General features: G+C 35.1%; 20 protein-coding genes and 1 pseudogene. All 21 read right to left on the minus strand.

Annotated elements, in window-relative coordinates; genetic code table 11:
- Position 1 precedes the first annotated feature (1 nt).
- Positions 2-2,170, minus strand: coding sequence for a S46 family peptidase (locus IPH11_14940; GenBank protein MBK6914878.1), 2,169 nt, complete (start codon positions 2,168-2,170; stop codon positions 2-4).
- Between the two features lie 131 nt (positions 2,171-2,301).
- Positions 2,302-4,697 (minus strand): annotated as a pseudogene (gene ccsA, locus IPH11_14945) (cytochrome c biogenesis protein CcsA).
- Positions 4,698-4,728: 31 nt separating this feature from the next.
- On the minus strand, positions 4,729-5,118 hold the full coding sequence (locus IPH11_14950) for a cytochrome c maturation protein CcmE (protein ID MBK6914879.1): 390 nt from the start codon (positions 5,116-5,118) through the stop codon (positions 4,729-4,731).
- A 5-nt stretch (positions 5,119-5,123) separates the two neighbouring features.
- The gene (locus tag IPH11_14955; GenBank protein MBK6914880.1) at positions 5,124-5,720 is read right to left on the minus strand and encodes a cytochrome c maturation protein CcmE; all 597 of its coding nucleotides are present in this window, start codon (positions 5,718-5,720) and stop codon (positions 5,124-5,126) included.
- A 9-nt stretch (positions 5,721-5,729) separates the two neighbouring features.
- Positions 5,730-6,431 (minus strand): cytochrome c biogenesis protein CcsA, encoded by a 702-nt coding sequence (ccsA, locus tag IPH11_14960; protein ID MBK6914881.1) that lies wholly within the window; start codon positions 6,429-6,431, stop codon positions 5,730-5,732.
- A 31-nt stretch (positions 6,432-6,462) separates the two neighbouring features.
- The gene (locus IPH11_14965) at positions 6,463-7,128 is read right to left on the minus strand and encodes a heme exporter protein CcmB (protein MBK6914882.1); all 666 of its coding nucleotides are present in this window, start codon (positions 7,126-7,128) and stop codon (positions 6,463-6,465) included.
- Positions 7,125-7,769, minus strand: a complete 645-nt coding sequence (locus IPH11_14970; GenBank protein ID MBK6914883.1) for an ABC transporter ATP-binding protein — start codon at positions 7,767-7,769, stop codon at positions 7,125-7,127. The genes IPH11_14965 and IPH11_14970 overlap by 4 nt, the downstream gene beginning before the upstream one ends.
- Positions 7,762-9,447: a hypothetical protein gene (locus IPH11_14975; protein ID MBK6914884.1), complete on the minus strand. Its 1,686-nt coding sequence runs from the start codon at positions 9,445-9,447 to the stop codon at positions 7,762-7,764. The genes IPH11_14970 and IPH11_14975 overlap by 8 nt, the downstream gene beginning before the upstream one ends.
- Position 9,448: 1 nt before the next feature.
- Positions 9,449-11,614, minus strand: coding sequence for a VCBS repeat-containing protein (locus IPH11_14980; GenBank protein MBK6914885.1), 2,166 nt, complete (start codon positions 11,612-11,614; stop codon positions 9,449-9,451).
- Entirely contained in the window at positions 11,541-12,020 is a 480-nt protein-coding gene (locus tag IPH11_14985; GenBank protein ID MBK6914886.1) for an acyl-CoA thioesterase, read from the minus strand. The genes IPH11_14980 and IPH11_14985 overlap by 74 nt, the downstream gene beginning before the upstream one ends.
- Entirely contained in the window at positions 12,017-12,781 is a 765-nt protein-coding gene (gene bamD / locus IPH11_14990; protein ID MBK6914887.1) for an outer membrane protein assembly factor BamD, read from the minus strand. The genes IPH11_14985 and bamD overlap by 4 nt, the downstream gene beginning before the upstream one ends.
- 71 nt (positions 12,782-12,852) lie before the next feature.
- A complete protein-coding gene (locus tag IPH11_14995) occupies positions 12,853-13,482 on the minus strand; it encodes a hypothetical protein (GenBank protein MBK6914888.1) in 630 nt (209 codons plus the stop codon).
- Between the two features lie 41 nt (positions 13,483-13,523).
- Positions 13,524-14,378: a zinc metalloprotease HtpX gene (gene htpX, locus IPH11_15000; GenBank protein MBK6914889.1), complete on the minus strand. Its 855-nt coding sequence runs from the start codon at positions 14,376-14,378 to the stop codon at positions 13,524-13,526.
- Between the two features lie 502 nt (positions 14,379-14,880).
- Complete coding sequence (locus tag IPH11_15005; GenBank protein ID MBK6914890.1) at positions 14,881-15,276, minus strand: response regulator; 396 nt, start codon at positions 15,274-15,276, stop codon at positions 14,881-14,883.
- Positions 15,277-15,658: 382 nt separating this feature from the next.
- Positions 15,659-16,303, minus strand: a complete 645-nt coding sequence (locus IPH11_15010) for a response regulator transcription factor (protein ID MBK6914891.1) — start codon at positions 16,301-16,303, stop codon at positions 15,659-15,661.
- 40 nt (positions 16,304-16,343) lie between these two features.
- Positions 16,344-19,679 carry a PAS domain S-box protein gene (locus IPH11_15015; protein ID MBK6914892.1) on the minus strand — a complete coding sequence of 1,112 codons (3,336 nt, stop codon included), beginning with the start codon at positions 19,677-19,679 and terminating at the stop codon, positions 16,344-16,346.
- A 40-nt stretch (positions 19,680-19,719) separates the two neighbouring features.
- Positions 19,720-20,781 carry a PAS domain S-box protein gene (locus tag IPH11_15020; GenBank protein MBK6914893.1) on the minus strand — a complete coding sequence of 354 codons (1,062 nt, stop codon included), beginning with the start codon at positions 20,779-20,781 and terminating at the stop codon, positions 19,720-19,722.
- Positions 20,782-20,946: 165 nt separating this feature from the next.
- Positions 20,947-21,804, minus strand: coding sequence for a phosphatase PAP2 family protein (locus tag IPH11_15025; protein MBK6914894.1), 858 nt, complete (start codon positions 21,802-21,804; stop codon positions 20,947-20,949).
- A 181-nt stretch (positions 21,805-21,985) separates the two neighbouring features.
- Positions 21,986-22,474 carry a peptidylprolyl isomerase gene (locus IPH11_15030; protein MBK6914895.1) on the minus strand — a complete coding sequence of 163 codons (489 nt, stop codon included), beginning with the start codon at positions 22,472-22,474 and terminating at the stop codon, positions 21,986-21,988.
- A gap of 258 nt (positions 22,475-22,732) precedes the next feature.
- Complete coding sequence (locus IPH11_15035; protein MBK6914896.1) at positions 22,733-23,038, minus strand: hypothetical protein; 306 nt, start codon at positions 23,036-23,038, stop codon at positions 22,733-22,735.
- Positions 23,039-23,347: 309 nt separating this feature from the next.
- On the minus strand, positions 23,348-23,950 hold the full coding sequence (locus tag IPH11_15040; protein ID MBK6914897.1) for a hypothetical protein: 603 nt from the start codon (positions 23,948-23,950) through the stop codon (positions 23,348-23,350).
- Between the last annotated feature and the right edge of the window lie 5 nt (positions 23,951-23,955).

A 23,955-nucleotide genomic window follows, 5' to 3' on the forward strand; every position in this document is an offset into this window, starting at 1 on the left:
CTTAATCTATCCCCATCTCCTCGAGCAAAAAATCTGCACCGCCGATTTTCTGTGTCACCCAAAGTACATATCGAATATCCACACCAATTGAGCGGCTGTAATCTTCACTCCATGCATAATCATTTATCGTCGCTTCAAAACATCTGTCGAAATTTAAGGCAACTAATTCGCCGTTGGCATCAAGCACGGGGCTGCCGGAGTTGCCGCCGCTTGTGTCTGTGTTATAAAGTATAGCTACGGGAACCTGCCCTAAATCTTCTTCAACAAAATCTCCAAAATCTTTTTTGTTATAAAGTTCGCTCACACTCTGCGGAAGTTTATAGTCGCCATAACTTCTTCCTTTCTCGATTACACCTTTCAAAGTCGTTATTGGCGAAAAGTAAGTAGCATCAGCAGGGGAGTAGCCTCGCACATAACCATAAGTTAATCGCAAAGTTCCGTTTGCATCAGGGATAAAATTTTTATTAAGCCACAATTTTTTTACTTCAAGAAATTTTGCAAGCAGAACATTCAACTCGCCCTCGCGCGCTGAAGCTTTAAAATCTTCTTCAGCTTTCATAGGTTCAATTTGTTCAGCAAGTTTTATCAAGGGATCATCAATGTTATTTAATTCATCAAGCGATTTATCAAACATCGAGATAAAATTTTCTTTAGCCAACAAAACAGATTCGCCGTAAACTTTATCAAAGTATTCTGAAAGCTTTACATCAGCATCTTCACTTTGCCTGAATTCATTTAGCAAGCCAAATGAAATCTCTGTATAATTGACTGCATCGGAAAACATCTTCTTCATCACTTTTTTATCAAGCTCCGGAAGAAACTGTTTAAAAGTATTATTTATTGAATTCAACAATTGCTGTCTGCCTTCGGAAGTATAAACTTTTTTTCTTTCAGCTTCCGGCTTCTGAATTTCATTTCGAAATTCATAAAGAATTCTTGCAAGATTATAAGCAGTCACATTTCTTGAAAGCATACTGAGAAACAACGGTTTCATTCCATTATCAAAGGATTTTTCGTAAACCTTTTTAATTTCGGGAAGCACATCGCCATATTTTTGTTTTAATTCTGCGCTCGAATTAATGAATGATTGAAGCTGCTCTTCTTCTTTCAATTTTTTATCAACAAGATTTAGCCGCTCGAGCCCGACTAACTTACCTCTAAAATTTTTTTCAGTGTTTGCCAACCCCTTTATGCGAGACGATAATTCCAATTCAAGCGTCGGATTATTTTTCCCCGCCTCAGTGTACATATTTATCATCCAGCTAAAAAGATTTTGAATGTACGGCAGTTGATATTTCTGCTGATAGACTAAAAATTGCGCAGGTTGGTTTTTGAAAGTTCTGCCGGGATAATCAAGTATAAATACGAAGTCATTTTCATCAACTCCATTAGGATTTACATTCAAATATTTTTTAGGATGATAAGGCACGTTATCTTTTGAAAAAGTTGCAGGAGAGCCATCGGGGGCAACATAAGCACGAAGAAAAGAAAAATCGCCGGTGTGTCTTGGCCAAACCCAGTTATCCGATTCACCGCCAAACTCGCCAATAGCACGGGGGGGCACATAAACCAAACGAATATCATTAATAGTTTTATAACGAAACAAAACATAAGATTGTCCCGCAAACATTTCGGAAACTTCGGCTTTGATCGTCGAATCTTTTTTCTCCTCTTCCAAAACGATCTGTTTGATTGCTGCGGAGATTGCATTTATTCTTTCGGTAAAATCATTGGCACTATTTGCTGCGGAAAGAATTCTCGAACTAACATCTTCATACGAAACTGTAATGCGGCAGGTCAATCCGGTTGCGGGAATTTCTTCTTCGCGAGTTCTGGCGATCAATCCATTTTCAAGATAATTATTTTCAACTGTACTTACTTTTTGCACTGAACCAAAAGAGCAATGATGATTGGTAAGTATCAAACCATCTTCCGAAACGAACGAGCCTGTGCAACCGCCAATTCGTACAAGCGCATCAATGAGACTTACTCCATTAGGGTTATAAACTTCATCAACATTTATTTTAAGTCCTGCAGAATTAAGATCAAGCTTACTGATTTCGCTAAGCGGGTACATTCCTTCATCAGGTATGGTTGGAATTGTTGCGAGCGAAAAAATTGATATAAATAGCAGCGAACTTTTAAAAACAATATTGTTGAGCAGTTTCATAATACAACTCATGTATGATTAAAAAATTTATTTGAAATATAAGGAAGTTAAGCGAAGAGAAAAATGAAATTGAAAATCGAAAAACAATAAGAGCTGACATTTTTTTGAAGCATGCCAGCCCTAAAATAAATTTAACCAATCAAAGATTCTTTTAATCTTCTTGCAACCGAAACAAAAAAACCGATAAACATTACCAATACACCAATCCAAACAAAACTGATGAAAGGTTTAATACTTGCAGTAACTGTTAGTACTTCCTTTGGTTGAGTTGTTACTTGAGTTTTGTTGACAATATTGGAAACAATAAACACAGCCTGCTTTGTTGTCGGATCAATTTTCTGAACCTGAACTTTTAAATTTGCATCATTAAACTGAGCAGCAATAAAATCAAAGTTACCCGTAGTGCCTTGCATTACTGTGGAGTCAGTGTAAGTCTTTCCATCTTTTTGTACAGTTATAACAGCACCCATTTTTATAGAGCCGCCCGTAGTCATTGCAGACATATCCGGTTTTATGAAACTTTGATACAATATTGTTGCATCGTCGAAGTTTGACTGTGAACCAAGCTCAAGTGAAAGCGATTGACCTTCAGAATTTTCACCTCTTCCTTCATCGTAACCGAGGGGGATATATAAATATCTTTTGTAAGAAGTGAAAGAATATCCGGTTCACGCATAAGTCCATTATTAAAATCGCTGATGTACATTACAGGAGCAACCGAATAGTCACTGCTGCCGTTTTTCAAATTAATGTTGAAAGCATATTTTGTATTATTCTCAATCGGGGAATAACCGGTGAATGTCATATCAAAACCAAAAGCGGATTTAGTTTCATTCTTTATAAGGTCAACATCAACTTCTTCACTAAAAGAAGCCGAGCCAATTACACCAAGTATAAATAATGCAATGCCGATATGAGCAACATAAGCTCCGAGCATCTTCATATTACCTTTAACTATCTTGATGGCAATCTCCAGATTTACAAACAGGGCGAAGGCTGTTGTTAATGTTAAAACTATCATCATCAGATCATTAACAGCGCCAAGTGCAGCAACTAAAATTGTGAAGAGAACCGCCCCTCCTGCAGAGAGTGCTGACTTCTTAAGTATTTCCTGACTTTTTGTGTCTTTCCATTTTATCAGCAAACTAAGTCCGTTTAATAACCCAATAATGATAGCAATCGGGACATGCATTTCATTGTAGAAAAAAGTATCAACAGCGCTTCCCCAAATCGGTGCTGAAGTTCCAACTAAAACGATAGTAGCTGAAGCACACAAAACAACTGCCGAAGTAAATAATGCAAGCTCTCTCGAAAGTAAACCTTCTTCAATTTGAACATGCTCGCCAAGATATTTCCATCTGAACAGCAACATCCCGAATCCAAGCAGGATAAATGATCCGATAAATATTACAAGGAATAAATAAACCAGCATTCCAGGATCAACGAAAGAATGAACCGAAGCATCACCGAGGATTCCGCTTCGAGTCAAAAATGTGCTGTACAAAACTAAAACGTAAGTCATCAAAGAGAGAATGATATTAGTACGCGCATATCGTCCGATACCTCCTTTAGCCTGACTTTTTCTTTGCACAAGCAGAGTATGAATTGAAGCTGTACCGACAAGAAATGGAATAAGGCTTGAATTTTCCACAGGATCCCAAGCCCAGTAGCCGCCCCATCCTAACATTTCGTAAGCCCAATAGCCGCCCATCATTATTCCCAATCCAAGAATACCTGTTCCTGCGAGCACCCACGGAAAAGCCTGCCGCACCCAATCACGATAATCATTTTTCATCATCGCCGCCATTGCAAAAGCAAAGGGAACAGTTGCCATCGAGAATCCCGTAAATAATGTAGGCGGGTGAATCTGCATCCAGAAATTAAGAAGCTGCGGATTTAATCCTTTGCCATTGATAACAACATCGTTAACGGCAATGCCGGAAGCACTTAATACATTATAAAGATCTTCACTCATCTTAACGAAAGTTGTTTGCGAATTAGGATCTGTGAAAATAAAATTTTGCATGAACGGTGCATTTAGAAACTGAGCGCTGATGCTTTTTGCATCAATAAATACCGGTGTTGCCCATATAAACTCAAAAGGATTTTTGAACCAAGGCGAAACCATTATCAAGAGGAAAGTAGTAGCTAAAGTGAAAACTGCCATCACTCTCGGTTCAAGATCACCCCGTTTTGAAGAATAAGATTGCAGCACAACTCCGACAATCGAAGTTAATAGCAGCCACAACATAAAACTGCCTTCCTGCCCGCCCCAAAATGAAGAGACAAGAAAACCGGTATTTAAACTGTTGTTGCTGTAGCTGAAAACATAGTGATATTGATATTGATGAGTGAGCAGCAGATACCAAAGAATGGTTGATGCCGTAATGACAAGCATCGTCATTGTGTGATATGCTATTCTGCCGTAATTAAGTGTGTTGGTATAGCCGCGAAAATTCAAGTAGAACATTACCATTGCTATAACACTACTCGCAAGAGCGAGCGTAAGTACTATACTACCGATCATTTTTTACCTCGAATATTTTTTTTTCGAATCATTACATTGTTGAAGTTTGAACTTCTTGTCCTTCATATTTGCTCGGGCACTTTGTCAAAATATCTTTTGCATGAAAGTAACCATCTTTATACTGACCGGTTACTACCACACTTATTGCACTTTCAAAGTTATTCGGGATTGTACCGTCGTAAACAATTTTCATTTCGTTTCCGTTCTCGTCAACCATATAAAAAGAGAATGTTCGCTGCTCTTTATTGATTTCATAGCTTTTCTCTTTTACCCAGCTTCCGGTTGCCTTGAATGTTTTATCCGAAGCCATTACATTTTTGAAATTACTTTCGTAATTGATGTTGCTTTGAGTAAGCAAGTATCCCATTAATCCAAGGAAGAGCACAATTATTGCTCCACCGAATATATATTTATTTTTCATTTTGTTTATCCTTTGGTTTGTTTTTCAAATAATTTTGTTTTTTTGTCTATTGAATAAAGAAAGAGAACAATTCCTGCCCAAACAATTAATACGATTACCATTACAGTGTAGATTGCATTTTTTGCAATGAATATCGAATCACAAATAAGAGTTTGATTCGAGATATTTCCAGTTAGTACAATTGTTTTGCTGTTAGAAAAATCTACCGGCAATTTCTTTGTGTAAATAACATCAAGACTATTTTCATTTTGATCGGTAAGACTGAAATAAGTTGTGTCATTAGTGGTTGCAATACTTCTTTTTTCAAGTGTGCCGATGAATGAAATTTCAGATTGACTATTTATAATTTCAACTTTATCGCTTTCAAAAAAAACTGTTCCTAATGATAAGTAATATAAAATTGCACCTGCTATGATTGTTAATCCGGCTAACTGAAAGAAAATATTTTTAGATGATGTTTTTACTTTATCATCCTTTTCAACTTTTTTTAATCTGCTGTCAAGAGTGCTGACATAAAAGAAAACTTCAATCCATAAAAGCAGAACTATAACAGCAACTACAGCAATTGCATTATCCTGTAAAAAAATATAAAAACTATTCAATTTGTCATCTCACTTTATTAACTGTTTATCAAGTTTTTCTTTATGAAGCAAAGTACGGTAACCAATCTTCCACATCCAGAAATATAAAATTGTAAAACCTGCCAGCGACAAAAAGAAAATCAAAAGCATATTGGAGTTCATTCTAAAATTTACAACCGGACCGGAAGTAGTATCATCAGCCGAACCGGGGTGAAGTCCTTTCATTATTCTCGGCATAATAAAAATGAAGAAGGGGACAGTAACAAAAGCAATAATTGAATAAACTGCCGATAAAGTTGCGCGTTTCTCTTCTGATTCAATTGAAGAACGAAGAGCAAACCACGCTCCATAAATAAGCAGCAGAGCAAAAATACTTGTTTGCCTTGGATCCCAATTCCAATAAGTTCCCCACGCAAATTTTGCCCAAACCGCACCGGTGACTGTTGCCAGAATACAAAAGATCATCCCAAGTTGTGCTGCGGCATAAGATTTTACATCGTCGTCAAGATTTTTTTTACGAAGATATTTGAAGCTAAAAATTGTTGACATTAAAAATGCAATCACAGTCAGCCATGCAGTTGGAACATGAAAGAAAATAATCTTCGCATTTTCTTCCAGCCCGGGAATGTAAGGAAATTCGTACCACTTGCTTGGATTCTCAACAATGGGAAATGCAATTCCTGCAATTGAGACAAATGCTAAAAGTAAAAGTAGAAATATTTTCCAGATCATATTTTTCATTCTTTATTTTTAATTAGAAAACTTAATCTTTCCAGATAAACTCGAATAACATATAAGATGCAGTTGTCATAATTACATCATAACTGAGAACAATTGCAAGTTCAAACTTAGCTCTTTCAAAGCTTATGCCATCCATTGAAAAAATTGTTAAACGTACAGAAGTCAAAATCAGCGGCAGTAATATCGGGAAAGATAGAACAGGATACAATGTCCCTTTTGCTCCGGCTTTTGCAATTATTGCTGCGATTATAGTTGAAGAAACCGCTAATCCAATATTGCCTAGTATAAATGAGTATAAAAACAGGACAAAATTTTCTAAAACAAATGCTTCAAAAAGTGTTGAATATAGTAAAGCGATCACAATATTCATGCAGAAAACTAAAATTGTATTAAAGATTAACTTGCCTGTAAAAATTGTTGACGGTGATGCCACAAGTTGAAGCGCGAGCGTAGTGCCTCTTTCTTCTTCAGAAACAAATGCCCGTGAAAGGCCTGACATGGCAGTAAAGAAAATTATCACCCAGAATAATCCCCCTGTCAGTTCGGGAGTAATTTTTTCATCACCTATTGAAAAAAGAATTACACTTATTGCAACGATGATAAACATAGCAAGTGCATTGACTGCATAACGCGTTCGCAATTCAGAGTTGAGATCTTTTCTAAATAATGAATATGCTTGTGCTATCATATTAAATTATTTCTTTTGAATAATTCAAGCTGTATAATGCTGGTACAAAAGCTTAAATCTGATTTTTCATTCGAGGCTACAATTACAATCCCGTTCTTTCCTTCCTGTTCAATTATGTGGTAAACGGAATTTTTTCCTTCTTCATCAAGATTTGAAGTCGGTTCATCCAGAATTATTAATTGCGGCGAGTGAACAAGTGCAAAAACAAATTTCAATCTTTGCTTCATACCTGAAGAGTAGGTTTTTACAAGGTCATCTTTTCGGTCAAAGATTAAAAAGTGATTTAATAAGTATTCAGTTTTTTCCTTATCGAATTGTATTCCGCGAATACTTGAAAACAAATTTATGTTTTCCCACGCAGAAAATTCCTCATAAAGAATTAGGTAGGGTGAAACGAAACCAATGTGATTATAAAGTTTAATCTCGGCTATTTCATCCGAATCAATTTTATGAATAATCTTTCCTTTCGATGGCGAAATAATTCCTGCTATAATTTTCACAAGAGTAGATTTACCCGAGCCGTTTGCTCCGGCAATACCATAAATGCCGTTTGATGAAAACTCAAAATTCAAATCGTTAAAGATAAGTCTTCTGCCAAAAGTTTTGTTAAGTGATGCAGCAGCAACAGAATAATTACTCATTAAAAATTACCAGCTTGCCTTTCACAATTTCATCATTCATTTTAGTAACGTAGATATAAATGCCGGTTGGAAGTCTGTTGCCGTCGTTATCAAGACCATCCCATTGCACAACTCTTTTATAAACTTTATTTCCAATTTCATCAATAATATCTTTATTAATAATCCTTAAGCCCGAAGAATTATAGATCAGGTTCATTGAAATTGAATAGATATTTAAATCCACTTCCAGCAAAGTTCCAGATGGAACCGGAATATAAACTGAATTTGCAATTTGATCATATTTAAATGGATTTGGGAATGCATAATCAATATTATTTCCGTTCGGCGAGATGCTGTCAACACCGATAATTTGGTTGTTAAGTATTTCAGCACCAGACCACACAGCTTCATTGGAAACAATAAAATCAGCCGAATAATTTTCGGTTAATGCTCTGCTGCCACTTGACGAGTCATTGAATAAAATATATTGAAATGGAAAATTTCCATTTGTGTTATTAATTCCATTAATGTAATCACCATTGGTTAATAATGCAGTCAGAGTATCACTGTCAGCACTATTTACGAATCTTATAAAATTATTAGCTGTGGGCTTCGAGTTAATATCAACCTCTTTACTTGGGGGAGAGAAAACGGTGGTAGTTAAAGGTTTTATCAAAGGATAATTTTCTGCTTCTTCAAAAAATCTTCCCTCTGAAGTTCTATAATCTGTAAAGTATGTCCAGATCCCAAATTGATTAAGGGCAAATGGGAAAGATTGTCCTTCTTCTTCGATGCTTGTGTTGATAGCATCAATTGCTCGCTTGGACGGCATTAACTCCCATTGTCGTTTAATAATATCAAATCCAAAATTATTTTGAAGGAAAACATTCCAGATAGCAAGGTTGTAGCCATTTTGATTCGCCAGAGAAACAAAAGTATTGTCAAAGTAGTTTTTCATGTAACCGTAATAATCATTCACGTCATCGTAAACAAATTCTTCCATCGAAGTAGAAGTTAATTCATAAAAGAAAAGATCCTCGATGCGGAAAATATAATTCCCGGCTTGAATAGAATGATGAAACTCGTGAGCTGCAGTGACTTTTGCAGCCTCGATGCCATGAGTAAAAAAACCGCTGCCAAAATCATCGTCAATTGTAATGAATGACGGTCCGGTGTTTGCATTTCCCGTGAATTCGAAGGTTGTAAATCCGTAAGCGCTTATATCAGAAATGTAAACATCGTAGTGATTATCGCCGCCGGCGTTATTATCATCAGGAGGGGGTGGATATCCGAGATAGTTTATTTCAAAATTGTAACTTGAATCGAGTGCTGCTGCCAATTCGTTTACATCATAAGTGGGAGCGTCTGCACCCGAAGCGTTATAATGTATTATGAAGAAGCCTCCCGGTGTTATCAAGCTGTCTGATTTTAGTGGTCTATCCAAAAGTACTTTTAGTGTTCTTTGCTGCTCGGCTGTAAACAGATTCAGGTTCTCTTTTATTGAGTTTACTAATCCAAAGCCGCATTTATTCTCTGGATAGGAAAGGCTATCCGATAAAGGTGATTCGCTGGCAACAGGGTTGTGCAGTTTGATCATTGTATTGAATATAGAATCAAGCTGAGAGGAAGTCAACTGTTGAGCAGAGGCAATCTGTTGAGCAATTAGAAATATGGTTAACGTCATTAAAACATTTTTCATTTTACAATCTCTTAATTTTTATGCAGCCATCAACTTGATCGGTATAAACAAGGTGATATCTTTTTGAATCTAAATTTTTAATAAAATAAGAAGTTAAGTGTTCGGCGAAAGCAATGTTAGTTGTTAAAATTTGAGTTCCCTCCTTAATGAAAGAAATCCTCTTTAAAGATTTTTTTTCAGGAAGATAAACAAAGAGATAATTCAGACCATTAAATCTCATCTCCCCAAAAAATAATTGATTCCTGTCAGTTATCCTAAAATCTTTTAGGTCGAAATTATTCTCCAGCACATTTGCATTATCTCCTGAAGTAACTACGGCAAAATTCTTTTTCTCGTTATTGAACAAACTGATAGAAGAGGCAGAAAATTTATTCAAAAGGTCACCGCTAAAAGTTCCGACAGGTTTAATATTATCAGCACTAATCTCAATCAATTTTTTGGGAGAGGAGTTATCCTTTGAAATTTTATATTGATATAATTTATATTTAGCGTCTTCTTCCAGCCAATAGTACAGATCCTCGTTGTTGGTAAAAGAAATATTTGCTGTTAGAGCATTCACAGAAAATAATGGGTAGCTTGTAAACAAATACCTGAAATCACGATATTCATAAAAGCCAAACTCCAGCAGTTGCTCTTTTGTGAATGCTAAAACAACCGCTGATTTTTTATCATCCGATTTTCTCTGCTTAATCTTAATATCTTTTATAATTCCGGGCGAATAGATTTCAGTGCGCTCGAATTTATTATCCTCAAAATTGATATCTAAAATTTCAATCAATCGTTTGTTGATTGAGAAGAAATAAAACGATTTCTCTTGTGCATAATTATCAGCCACTAAAATATTATTGTGCTCGCCGGAAAGGGGGTAGCTGTAAAAAAACGTTGGAATTCCTTCCGGGTCTCTGACAATTAAGTTCAAAGTGTTTGTGTATTCTTCAATAAAACTGAAATCAATTATTCCATCATTTTCTTTATCGAAGTAATTTATTTTTGATGGTTTTATTGCCGGCAGGATCGAAACATCGTCCGAAAAACTATTAAGATTAGTAATAGAATAAAACTCGCCATCTTCATTCACCGCTGTGATTCCATTGATAAACTTGCTGTAAAAAGGCAAAATGGTTTTTATTCCTTTTCGCTGAAGATAAGGAATTTCCTGGTAGAATCTGTTTTCTGATTTACCAAAAATAAAACTCACTGTGCCCGATTTAATATTTAAATAAGCAAAATCGAAATAACCATCTTTGTTAAAATCGCCGTATATAAATTCATCAACATCGAGGGTAGTTCGAATCGAAATCCGCTTATCATATTTGGAGGCAAAATCACCATAAATTATTTCGATTGAATTTTTGGTTGAGTAGATTAAATCCTGGTATCCATCAAAACTAAAATCAAATTTACTAAGAGATTTAACATCACTCTTAACATTAAAGGAACGAACAAACCTGTAGTGATTGAAACCATTATTATAAAAAATTTCAATTCGATTTTCTAAAAGGTTGAAAGCAGCTATATCGGCATAGCCGTCATTACTAATATCTATCAACACTGCAGTACTGTATGTGCTTCCTTGAACTACATTGTTTTGCAAGAGTTCATTATTTTCAAATTTGAATATTGAAAGTCCGTCAAAAGAAGCACCGCAAACCAGTAATTCCGTTCTGCCGGCAAAATTAGTGAAGCTGTTTATATGCTCGGGGTAAGAATTTAGTTTTATCTTTGTTGCAATTTCAGGTTTGCCAATTTTATTAAAGTTCAAAATTCCGACTTCACGGTTTAATCTTGAAGTATAAAAATAACCAAGTACTCTACGTTTATTGTTAAAGACAGGTTGAAGATTTGAGATTGAGGTAGGAATATTAAATTCACCGTTTACCACAGTTTTTCCCCCAACCTGTCCTTCTAAAGAAAGAACTTTTTGTGAAGCCGGGTTAAACAAAATAAAATCCGCATAGGCATCGTCATTAAAATTTAATGTAAAGCTGGAAGAAAAACCGGCGGAAATTTTTTGGTGAGAATATTTACAGAAACCATTAATAGGAATTTGAGCAGAAAGTTCCACCGAAATTATCAGCGGCAGAAAAATAAATTTAAGGTTTAACAGATCTCTCTTTAAGTCGCGCATCTCTTCTTTGAAGGGCTTCCTCATATCTTCTTTTTTCATCTTCAGTTTCAGGTATCACTTCATTCGCTTTGACCGGATTACCATTTTCATCTAAACTTACAAAGGTGAGATAAGCTGTGTTTGTATGAACTCTCTTTCCTTCAAGAAAAGATTCCGAGAAGACTTTTACACCCACCTCCATCGAAGTGTTAAAAACCCGATTGACCGAACCAATCAGCGTCACTGCATTTGCCAATTTTATTGGATGATGAAAATCAATTCTATCTACCGAAGCAGTTACACAAACACGGTGACTATGTTTAGAGGCTGATAGTGCCGCACAAATATCAATCCAGTGCATCAACTGCCCACCTAACAAATTACCAAGCTGATTTGTGTTGTGCGGCAGAACAAGTTCTGTCATTACTATTGTTGACTCGCTGACTTTTTTAGGAGCAGCACTCATTTTGAAGCGGATAATTCTGTTTCAATAGATGATTTTAATTTTTCAACTTCAGCGTAATTTTCATCTACCGGATATTTTTGGAGGAAGCGGTTTATTTCGGTTAATGCTTCGCTATTTCTTTCTCTATCAATCAACAGTAGAATTTTTTTATAACTTGCAAGCGGTGCATACTTTGTATCGTGAAAAATCTCAAGCACATTATTGTAATAATAAATTGCTGCATTTGAATAGTCCATCTTTGAGTAGATCTCAGCATTATTAAATTCTTTCAAGGCAAGTTTTTCATTTAATTCTTTAATTTTTTGATCTGCTGAATTCACTCTTTCATCAAGGGGGAAGAAGTCAATAAAAGCTTGATACTCTTCGATGGCTTTTGTTGTATAACGCTGATCGAGTGAGTAATTTGGGGAGAGACTGTAATAGCATTCAGCAAGAGCGAACTGTGCATTCTTTACAAATTCGCTTGCAGGCATGTTCGAAATCAATTTACTGTATTCGTAAGCGGCAAGTATAAATTCCTCGCGGCGGAATCTTGTTTCACCGAGATAAAACTGTGCGTCATCAATGATTGAACTTCCTGGATATTGTAAAATAATCGCCTGAAATTCGTTTACTGCTTCTTCATAATCTTCATCATTAAATAAGCTCATTGCATAAGCAAATTTTTCTTCTGAAGTTAGATTGGTTGTGTCCTGAAGTGAAGAACAGCCTGCAGCAAATAAGGCTGCAAATAATATCGAAAATAAATAAATAGATTTCATCGGGTAAAAATTAGTTTGAAATTAGTAAACAATTATAAAGAAAATACGAGCGGCTTCAAAGGTAATTATTCCTACTTGCTTCTGATTGTAAAAAATAAAATGACCGAAACTGCTGCGGTCGTAATTACTATTACCGGTTCAATAAAACTTGATAAAAATGGTTCGGATGGAATATTGCCTTTCGTAAATGGGAATGACTCTGACTCTAAATCCTTAATCGTTCCAACTGCAATTGTGTCGGCAGATGAAAATGAAAATGGGAAAAATTTTATGCTTTTCCCTGACAAAGTATAATTTCCGCTCAGTCTTAATTTTCGTTCAAGTTTTAATTCACCAAACATCCCGTCCCGAAAAATTTCTCCATATTCAACTTTAGTTTGATCAATGACAAGATTAATCAATGTGCAATTAGATGGTGAACTTTCAGGCAGAATTGTTAATCCTTTTTTCTGCAGCGAAGAAGTTATTTGATTAGAAAAAATATAATATTCTTCGCCCAGATTGAATTTGGTTTTAACTTCTTTGAATTCTCCATCAAAATTTTCAGAAATTTTATTGGAAATTGAATCGGTGAATGAATAAAAAATTTCCAGATTAGTTTTACTCTGTGCAAAAGACGAAATGGAGAAAAAAAGCAGGAGGATGAATACAAGAGGTATTCGTGCGATTCTGATTTTTTGTCTGTCTTTAAATATTATCATTCTTAAATTTTAATTTCCTTCGTTTGAAAGATAGTAAACAATTATCTTCTGCCTGAACTAATTTCCTGCAATCTTTTTATTCTTTCTTCCACCGGAGGGTGTGTTGAAAACAATTTTGCTAACCCACCACCTTTAAGAGGATTTACAATAAACATGTGCGCAGTTGATGGATTTACATGATCAACTGCTTTAATTTGGTTCACACGGGAAATTTTCCCGAGTGCAGAAGCAAGACTAAGTGGGTTTCCGGTAATGTTTGCAGCGCCTTCATCGGCAGCAAATTCCCTGCTTCTCGAAATGGCGAGCTGAATAAGTGTTGCAGCAATTGGTGCTAATATCATCAAAACTAAAGAACTGATGCCACCCCCTCGCTCATCATCATTGCTTCTTCCGCCGGAGAACATTGCTGCCCATCCAGCCATTTGCGCCAGGTATGTAATCGTTCCAACTAAAGTTGCTGCGATAGTGCCGGTAAGTATGTCTCTATTTTTTATGTGCGATAATTCGTGCGCTATCACTCCGCCAAGTTCTTCATTATTTAACCCTTGCAAAATTCCGGTAGTTGCAGCGACTGCTGCGTTCTGTGGATTTCTGCCTGTTGCAAATGCATTAGGCGTTTGATCGTTAATAATATAAACTTTCGGCATTGGGAGTGAAGCCTTTTGGGACAACTCCTCAACAAGATTATAAAACTTTGGCGCATTCTCTTTCGTCACTTGCTGCGCGCGGTACATCTTCAGCACTATTTTATCAGAAAACCAATAGGAACCGAAATTCATTACTAATGAAAATATCAGTGCAATCGTCATTCCTGTTCTTCCGCCTAGCAAATAGCCCGGAAACAAGAAAAGCACCATGATCAGTGTCATTAAGAAAACTGTTTTTAGCGTGTTCATTTATATCTCCGTCTTTTCAACTTAAAATTAATTTTATCATTTATGTTCCGCATATTCGATATAAGCTTTTGATGGCATTGTCACTGAAATAGTTAAGATGTTCCTATTATTTCAACTTCATTTTTAGACAAACCTCGAAAGTTTCACAGATTTGCGTTAGGCGATTTAATCATTAAATCTGTTTTTATATTACGAAATTAGTGTTTAAGTACTTCTAAAAAAAAGTGAAAAATGTTACTCTTGAAATAGTCAGGGTTTAATGTGACTATCCGCATAATTTTATCTCGATCACCGAAGGAAATGCATTACAATTGACTATTACGAACGGAGGAGATTCAAAAAATAAAACTCGGATCGGGTGGTTTTGCTTAGAAGAAATACTTTTTTTAGAAACGATTGGAATTATTTTTACACTTTTTAGCTCTATTATGAGCACTCGATAGATACGTAAGAAGAATCTAAAAACATCAGTTTAAAATATAGAGTTCATATCGGGGGAAATTCATTTTAACATCATCGTTTTGATTTTATTTATAAATTCATTATGATCTAAAATTGGTTTACTGATAATGCCTTGTGCCATGCTTTGATTTATGAAATTCTCTTGTGTTGGCAAAATTGAATATGCAGTAACAAGCAAAATGGGTATCGAACTGATACCATTCATCGAAGTCTTTATATGACGTGAAAGTTTAATCCCATCCATTTTAACGGTATTTAGAAAAGTGTTATTCAAATTTATATCCATTAAAATAAGTTTTATCTCTTCGTTTGAGAGGATTTGAATTGCTTCATCTCCATCATCAAGTATAAACGCTTCAATATCGGTCCGTTTGAATAAACATTTATAAAATTCTCTTGTAAGCGCATCATCCTCAATAATTAATATTTTACTCATTATTACTTTCCTTCCACATTGATTTGACTAACTGCACTTTGATACGCCCTAATTGTAAGATTTGCTTTCAAAATTTCCTCTTCGGTAAATTTTACTTTATTATTTAGATAAAATAATGCTGTCATAAATCAATTTCTTAAATAATGCGTAGTATAAATCTATATTTTCCATTCTTTTTAATAATATTTGTTCAATAATTGCAATTAATTGTTGGCTTCATTTGTATCTAAACCAACAATTAGATAGAGAACCAACTACTGATGTCAAATAATATGCCGTTTACCTTTAATCAGAATAAATATTCGGTTGGAAAGACTATGCTCTGAATGATTTGTTAAAGGATGATAAGATTATACCGAAGAAATTTATTATCACTCATCTTTTACTCCACTAATTTGTGCCTGATAGCATAAAGGGAGATATCCGCATTGTTTTTAAGTTTTGTTTTTTGGAGGATGTGTGCCCGATGTGTGCTGACAGTTTTTGAACTTAGTGAAAGCTCATCAGCAATTTGAGAGACGGTTTTGCCGCCGGCAATCATAAGAAAAATTTCATATTCGCGGTCTGAGAGTAGTTGATGAGGATACTCAACACCTGGTTTTTTTATCTCTGAAGCTAAAAGTTCTGCAAGTGATTGTGTGATAAATTTCCTGCCTTCAAGAATTTTATCTACTGCATTAACAAGTTCTTCCGGTGCGCTGTCTTTGGTTAGATAACCAGCCGCACCGGATTTAATAACTCGGAGTGCAAATTGTTCTTCGGGATACATACTTAATACTAGAACAGGAATTTCGGGTCTTAAAGCTTTTAAATCTTTTAATATTTCTAAACCACTTTTGCCCGGCATATTTAGATCGAGAATGGCGATATCCCATTTATATTCATCTAAAATTCTCATTACATCATCACTGTTTGCTGCTTCGCCGTAATGTGTGTCGCGGAAACTTTCATCTAATATTTTTTTTAACCCCTGCCTTAAAATTTTGTGATCATCAGCCAGAAGAATGTTTAGTTGATTCCTTTTCATTTTAATCCTTTATACAAAAATAAATTAAACGTTGATAAATTTATTCATCTTTAATCGGAACACTAACAAAAGCACTCGTACCTGAATTTGTATTGCCAATAATTTTTAGTGATCCTCCAACGGCAGCAATTCGTTCACGCATTCCAAGCAGTCCGATTGAGGCTGGATTTTTTATTGAGCTGTCGTCAATGCCCTTGCCGTTATCTTCTACAAGGAGAATAATGTTTTCTTTTTCGACATAAACTTTTACTTTCACTTCATCAGCTTCCGAATGTCTTACAATATTCGTTAATAGTTCTTGAAAAACTCTGAACATGGCAATCGTTTTGTCTTTTGATAAATTTATTGATTGATCCTCCACAACATAAGAAGTTTTTATTTTAGATCTGTTCGCAAATTCTGATAATTGCCATTCGAGGGAATCAATTAATCCAAGCTGATCAAGAATCCCCGGTCTTAAATCAGACGAAATTTTTCTTACGGTATCAATAGAGTCTTCGATCAATTTGATAAGAGGCACTACTTTTTGCTCATTATTCTCTTTATCCGGCAGATTTTTCAAAAGATTTACCAGATCAATTTTAACTGCTGTAAGATTTTGACCAAGTATGTCATGAATTTCTCTGCTGATTCTTGTCCGTTCCTCCTCCCTTGATTTTTCAAGCCGGTTTGATAAAGTTTTTAACTGCGCGCGTGATAGTTTTATTTCTTCTGTTAGTTCAATCTTCTTAAATGCAATACTGATTTGTTTACTGATTGAATCGAGGAATACAATTTCTTCATCGTCCCATTTTCTAATCGAATGAACTTGATTGATGACAAGTAAATAATATCCTTCCTCATGAAAAGCGAAGGGATACCAGAGCAGGCTTTTTATCTTCATTTGTTTGTGAAGTAAGTCAGCCGAACCGTCTGTATAAAAATTTGGATTAATTTCATCGGCGTGACTTGTTATAAGTTTTTTAGTCTTTAGAATATATATTGCCGAACTGTTAAAGTAATTCAATGGATAATTTGCTTTTGTAGATTGTACATCAGGTTTATTTGGATCAATCCATTCGCACAATCCCATAGCCAAATTATTATTAAAGTTTACATTATAGATTAAGGCTCTATCTGCCGAAAGAGTTTCGCCAATAATTTGAATGGAGCTTTCTAATATTTTTAATTGCTGATCAGTTGTTATAATAATCTCGGAAATTTTATTTGCAGCGATTGCGAATTTTAATTGCTTCTTAACCGATACCTCCATTTTCTTTCGGGCGGTGATATCAAAAAGATACCCTTGAAGCTGAACCAATTCATTCTTTTCATTAAACTCACCAACCACATTTTCAAGAACAGTGACTGTCTTTCCATCTTTTGTAACTAAATTTTCCTCAAACAGCGTTAATGATTTTTTCTCTCTAATTAAATCTAAAAATTGTTCTCTATCTCTAGTGGTTTTATACAAGGAGTTGGAGCTTACTTTCATGATTTCATCAACAGAAGCGTAACCAAATATTCGGGCAAAGGCAGGGTTACATGTTAAAATTTTTCCATCAGTTGTAGAAATGAAATCACCGGAAAGATCTTCCTCGAAAAATTTTCGATACCGTGCCTCAGCATTTCGCAAGGCTTCTTCGACTTCTTTCTTTTCTGAAAGATCTACGATAACGCCAATGAATTCGGAACTTCCGGGTTTGTTCACTAAAATTGATTTATCATAAAACCATTTATACTGTCCATCTTTGCACAACCAGCGGTACTCCATTTCGAAGAATCCTTTACTTCGAGCGAGGTTATATTTTTCAATTGCGTCCGTTAAATCGTCCGGGTGAAGTCTTATGTGCCAGAAGTCTGGTTCTGCTAAATATTCTGAAATAGAGTAGCCGGTTACAGCTTCTACGTTTCCACTAACCCATGTTGCATCAATATTTTTATCGTTCGGAGATTCATAGATAACTACAGGAAGAGAATCCATTAACAAACGAAGATGCTGTTCGCTTTGACGAAGTGCCTCTTCGGCAAGCTTACGATTTGTAATATCTTGAATAGTTCCGAGCATCTTTATCGGTTTGTTATAATTATCATATTCAAGCTCACCCAAGCCGTGTACCCACCGTTCGGTACTATCAGTTGACCGAACGATTCTGTATTCTTTATCAAAATTTTTATGATTAAGCAAAACTTCATTTTGAAAATGATTAATCATTTCGTTTTTATGAGCCGGGTGTAATAAATTTACCCAGCCTTCAATTGTGTGCGGATAAGATTTGGTAATTCCAAAAATACTATCAAGCAATTCGGAACTCTGCCAAATTCCGGATTCTATATCGAGTACATAGCTGCCGATTTTTGCAACAAGCTGTACTTGCTTTAAAAAATGTTCACTTTCTTTGAGTGCGGTTTCATTTTGTTTGCGTTTGCTTATATCGCGAATGATAGCCCACATACCATTAGGATTATTTTTGGAATCACGCATTAAAATAGTGCGAAGCTCCACAGGAAAAATTGTTCCATCTTTTTTTATGTATTCCTTCTCGTAAACATCCGAATATCCCCGAACAAGAACCTGTTCCTTTACAATTTTATCTTCAATCGAATGCCACCTCCTGGGGGTTATGTCTTTGTAAGTTAGAGACTTTATTTCGTCATGTTCAAAACCGAGCATTCGTGTGTACTCGATATTGAATTCAATCAGATGACCAGCCATATCTGTATGAACGTAAGCATCTCTTAAGTTTTCATATAGCTCCCGATATTTCATTTCCGAAGCCCTTAAAACAGACTCGGAAATTTTTCGCTCTGTAATATCGCGTACCGTACCTAAGACAAACTGCTGGTTATCAATAGTGATCACACGTCCAATAATTTCAGTATAGAATTCACTGCCATCTTTCCGTCTAAGTTTTATCTCTAGTGGAATACCTTCTTTCTCTTTTTTTGAATTAAAGAAAACTATAGGCTGCTCATTTGTTGTTAAATTAAAGGCAGTTAGTTGAAGTAATTCCTTTTCAGTGTACCCGGTCATTTTACAAAAAGCCGGATTGACGAAAACATAACTGCCATTCAAATCCGATAGCGCAATTCCTTCGGTTGCTTGATTAGTGATTGCATTAAATTTTTTCTCACTCTCTTCAATTTTAGCTTTAGATAATTTAAGTTCTAATTCGATGTATTTCTTTTTTTCTTCTTCCTTAAAAAATTCCAAAGCAAAGGAAATATCAGAGGCAAGCTCGTCAAACAGCTTCGTTTCTTCTGCAGTAAAAAAATCTTTGTCTTTTGAGTATAAATTAAAAGTACCCACAACTTTCCCATATACTTTGATAGGGAATGCAGCAGAAGAATTGAATCCATATTTAATAGCATCTTTATGCCAGGGAAGCAATTTCAAATCTTTTAAGATATTATTACAAACGACATGCTTTCCGGTTTTAAACGCCCTGCCTAATTGGACCTTTACCCCTCACCTTATGCTCTAAATCTATTCTTATTTTTTTTAGATAGCCCTTCGCTTTGCCAAAAGAATCAATCACTTTTACTCTTGAAGAATCATTATCGAGCATCCCGATCCATGCGAGTAAAAATCCGCCATGCTGGATTGCAATTTTGCAGACTTCTTTAAATAACTTATTCTGGTCTTTAACTCTTACGATTGATTGATTTACATCGCTGAGGATGGAATATATCCGATTCAACTTAGAAATCTGATTAAGCAGCCGCCTCTCTTTGGATTGATTCCGAAATACAAGTACTACGCCGATAATATTTCCATTTTCATCTTTGACCGGCGCTCCACTGTCAGCAATGGGTATTTCAGTTCCATCTTTTCTAATTAATATCGTATGATTGGCTAACCCAACAACAATCCCCTCCCTTAGTACACGATCGATCGGGCTTTCAACTTTTTTTCGTGTTTGCTCATTTATAATTTTAAAAACAGTTGATAATAATTTTCCTTTTGCTTCTGATTCTTTCCAGCCAGTAAGTTTCTCTGCGGTCTTATTCATCAAAACAACCCGGCTTTTCAAGTCAACCGAAATTACACCGTCGCCAATACTGTAAAGGGTGACTTTCAGCTTTGCTGACACTTCTCCTAATTGATGAATCAGCTTTGCTTCTTTTGAAATATCTTTTACAAGTACCAATACGGCTTTACGATTTTGATATTTTATAGTGTGTGAAATTATTTCGACATCAATTTCTTTTTCATTTTTAAATTTATGCTTCCAAACACCTGAATGCTGCAGCGCTGGACGTTTTGAAGATATATTTTTCATTAGTTTATCTGCATCACTTTTAGGGCGAATATCTTTTAGCGTCATGGCAAGGAATTTTTTCCGAGAATAGCCGTAAATTTTTATTGCAGCATCGTTAACATCAAGAAATGAGAGTGACTTAAGATCATACACCCACATTGGGCGGGGGTAGTTTTTAAAGAATAAGTTAAAAGAATTGTCAGTTGATTTCGTGACCATGGGGTTTAGTTTCTTCATTTTCAACCTATAAATAATTTAGATATGAAAAAAAACTGTTTAGTGTATCAAGATTGATAATCCACAAAAAAATTTTATTGAGATGTGAATAATCGCAACATATCAGAATAATTTATTTCAATAACTGTATTGAACATAGTAAAAAAAGAAATCAAATTGAATAGACTAAAAATTTACGGCGAGATTTATTCCATAACCCGATGGAGAAATGATTGGTGAAAATTTGAATCCGAGATTTTTATTTTTTGTGTTTTCTCGGCGCTCGTCATTTACCAGCACTAACAAATTACCAATGAAAGTACCTAATCCAGCCGCTAAAACTGTATCTGAAAACCAATGATTATCAGAATAGATCCTTTGATATGCGGTCAATCCGGCGAGGGTGTAAAGACCAATTGATGCGTAAATATTTTTTATCGAAGCTGCTAAAACCGATGATGTGGTAAACGCCACTACTGTATGCCCCGAAGGAAATGAGTTATGAGGGTTATCAAATTCAAAAAAATTGAATGTGGTTGAACCTTCGTTTGTAAAAGGACGGCTTCTTCCACTTATGATTTTGATAATTTGTGATGTACCGCCGGCAATCAAAAGTGCTTCAAAAAGTACCCTGCCCGTGTTTTCTATTTCTCGATTATGAGTTAGCAGACCAGTCGTAAATAAACCTAATGAAAGAGTACCCGCAAAAATTACGTTTCCATATTTTTCACCAAAATCTGTGATTGATTTGGTTGTGGAATTTTGGTTATGAGAGACAGCATCTCTAATTTCTTGATCCAATGTAAAGGCTGCGGCAAGTCCGCCGATAAATCCGGCAGTGTAAATTAAATCAGTGCTGTTGGTTTCTGAAAAGCGGGAGAAGAATCGGGAAGCATCGTCCAAACCATAATCAATTTGATCACCAATTTCATGATATATCGAATTATGCAATGAGTCAGAATAATTGCATGAATCAGTCTGCGCTATTAAAGTGTGTGAGACAAATATTGTAAGAGAAAGTATTTTAAAAAGATTTAGTTTCATATAGTATAATTAAAAAAATTGTCACGAAGATAAGCTTTATAGCGGAAGTATTTTCAAGCAAGAATTGATAGTCATTCCATATAACCCGGATGATTTGAGATAAAACTTTCAGGTTAAATTAAATTCAAATCATCCTGGTATAAATTTTATGAACAAGCAACTTAAAAGGAGTTTAAATTTTCTAATTATGATGATGATCCCCGGCGCCGTGAGCATGCCCATGAGAAATTTCTTCCTGAGTAGCATCACGAACATCAAGAAGATGTATGTCAAAATCTAAATTGACACCAGCGAGTGGATGATTGAAATCAATTATGATTTCACCATCCTTTATTTCTTTGATCAAAAAAGGCATTTGTCCTCCATCGGGAGTATTCGCATAGTAACTTTGTCCGACTTCTAAATTCATGTCTTCGGGAAATTCTGTTCGTTTTACAGTTTGAATCGCTTCGGACTCATATTCTCCATAGGCATCTTCAGCATCTATATGGACATTTTTTTTACTCCCGATAAGCAAAACACTAAGTTCTTCCTCAAGCTTCGGAATAATTTGTCCGCTTCCCGTTAAAAAAGATAAAGCGCCGCTCTTTTCCGTTGAATCCAGAATATTTCCCTGCTCGTCTCTTAGTGTGTAGTTAAATTTTATTACACTTTGGACATTTATAGGCATGAACACTCCAATTATTTTTAAAAATTATAAATTATTTTACTAAAAATAAATTTAAGGAAAAAATAATTGGAAGGATATTTTGAAGAATTGAAAGGCACTGATAATAAAAAGTTGGATCGGTCAATGACCGATCCATCCCACATACCTTCAACATTTTAATTCTTTGTAATATAAATATCTGAGCAAAAATAAAACTCTTTTGAGGATATTTTATTTTCTCAAGCGGCAGACCCTTCCCCCAAAAGGGTATGCAACAGTTTACAGTTTTTGTAAACCGGATAGATGATCAGCTTTTGAGTTTTCGGTATCGGTGATAATAACATCATCATTTTTTTTTATCAAATTAATGACCAAGCCTTTCATCCAATCGCCTGTTTCTTTTCTATATATTGTCATTAATGATTTCCCGGCAGTCAGAGCTTCAATAATTTCATCGCGATTCCAGGTATATCCTTTCCCGATCTTCCTGGTCTGGTCTTCATGAACTTTTACGTAAGTTATATATCCTTGCTGTTGATCAGCGTATCTAACTGCAGATATAAGATAGTCTGCCCATTTGTTCATAAATGTTGCCTCCCTATTAATTTGCTTCTCCAATAATTCTAAAATTAAAAATCAACCCTCCCTCTTCCTCTTACCACGTTACCGCCAGCACTTAAATTTGTTACAATAAAGTAGATAAATGACACTGCAATTCTAAGATACTTTTAGGGGAATAGCATTAGTATTTTGTACTAATTTTTTAGCAAAATTTTAGTACAAATGAAGAAATATTAAAAGTACTTTAGTACAAATACTAAATAAAAGTAACAATTACATGGCAATGCTTAGCAATTAACTTTTATTAATTAAACTTCGGTGGATAATGAAATGTCAGTCAGGATCGACTTTTTCCGAACTAAGAATGCTCTGTTTGTGTCTGAAGTTAATTAACAATCGTGGGTTATCAATTCTAAAAAATGTAAAAAAGAGAGCTACTCCCATTTCAAAAAAGAGCATGAAAAAAAATGGAATATCACTTGCCGGTACCTTAATCAGATATGGTAAAAATTTTATTAATATGGAAAGTTCGTAAAGGATTAAAACTAAAAGTGGAATATTCAAGCGATTATTCGAATGCGCTTCAATAATTGTAAAACTTAATATTTTATAGAAAATAAAAAGGTGAATAATTAGCATGATCATTAGATTCATCGGAATTAAAAACCAGGTAATCAATAATAGAGCGACAAATAAATAGTCTGATTCTTTAGGTTTTTTACCCTCGACTGCATAAAGAGAAAGATAGAGTAGCAAGGTTCCTAAATTAAATTGCAAATTTCCATTATATAAAAATACAAATCTTAGTAAATGTGTTAAAGGGTCAAGGATTCCCAGTACTAAAAAAAATATAAACCACTTTGTTTTAGATTGTCTAAATAATGGAAGTAACCAGACAATTTCTGAAATTAGACCAATGATTCTACTTATTTCCATTACTT

The organism is Ignavibacteriales bacterium (assembly GCA_016709155.1).
Taxonomy (GTDB): domain Bacteria; phylum Bacteroidota; class Ignavibacteria; order Ignavibacteriales; family Ignavibacteriaceae; genus JADJEI01.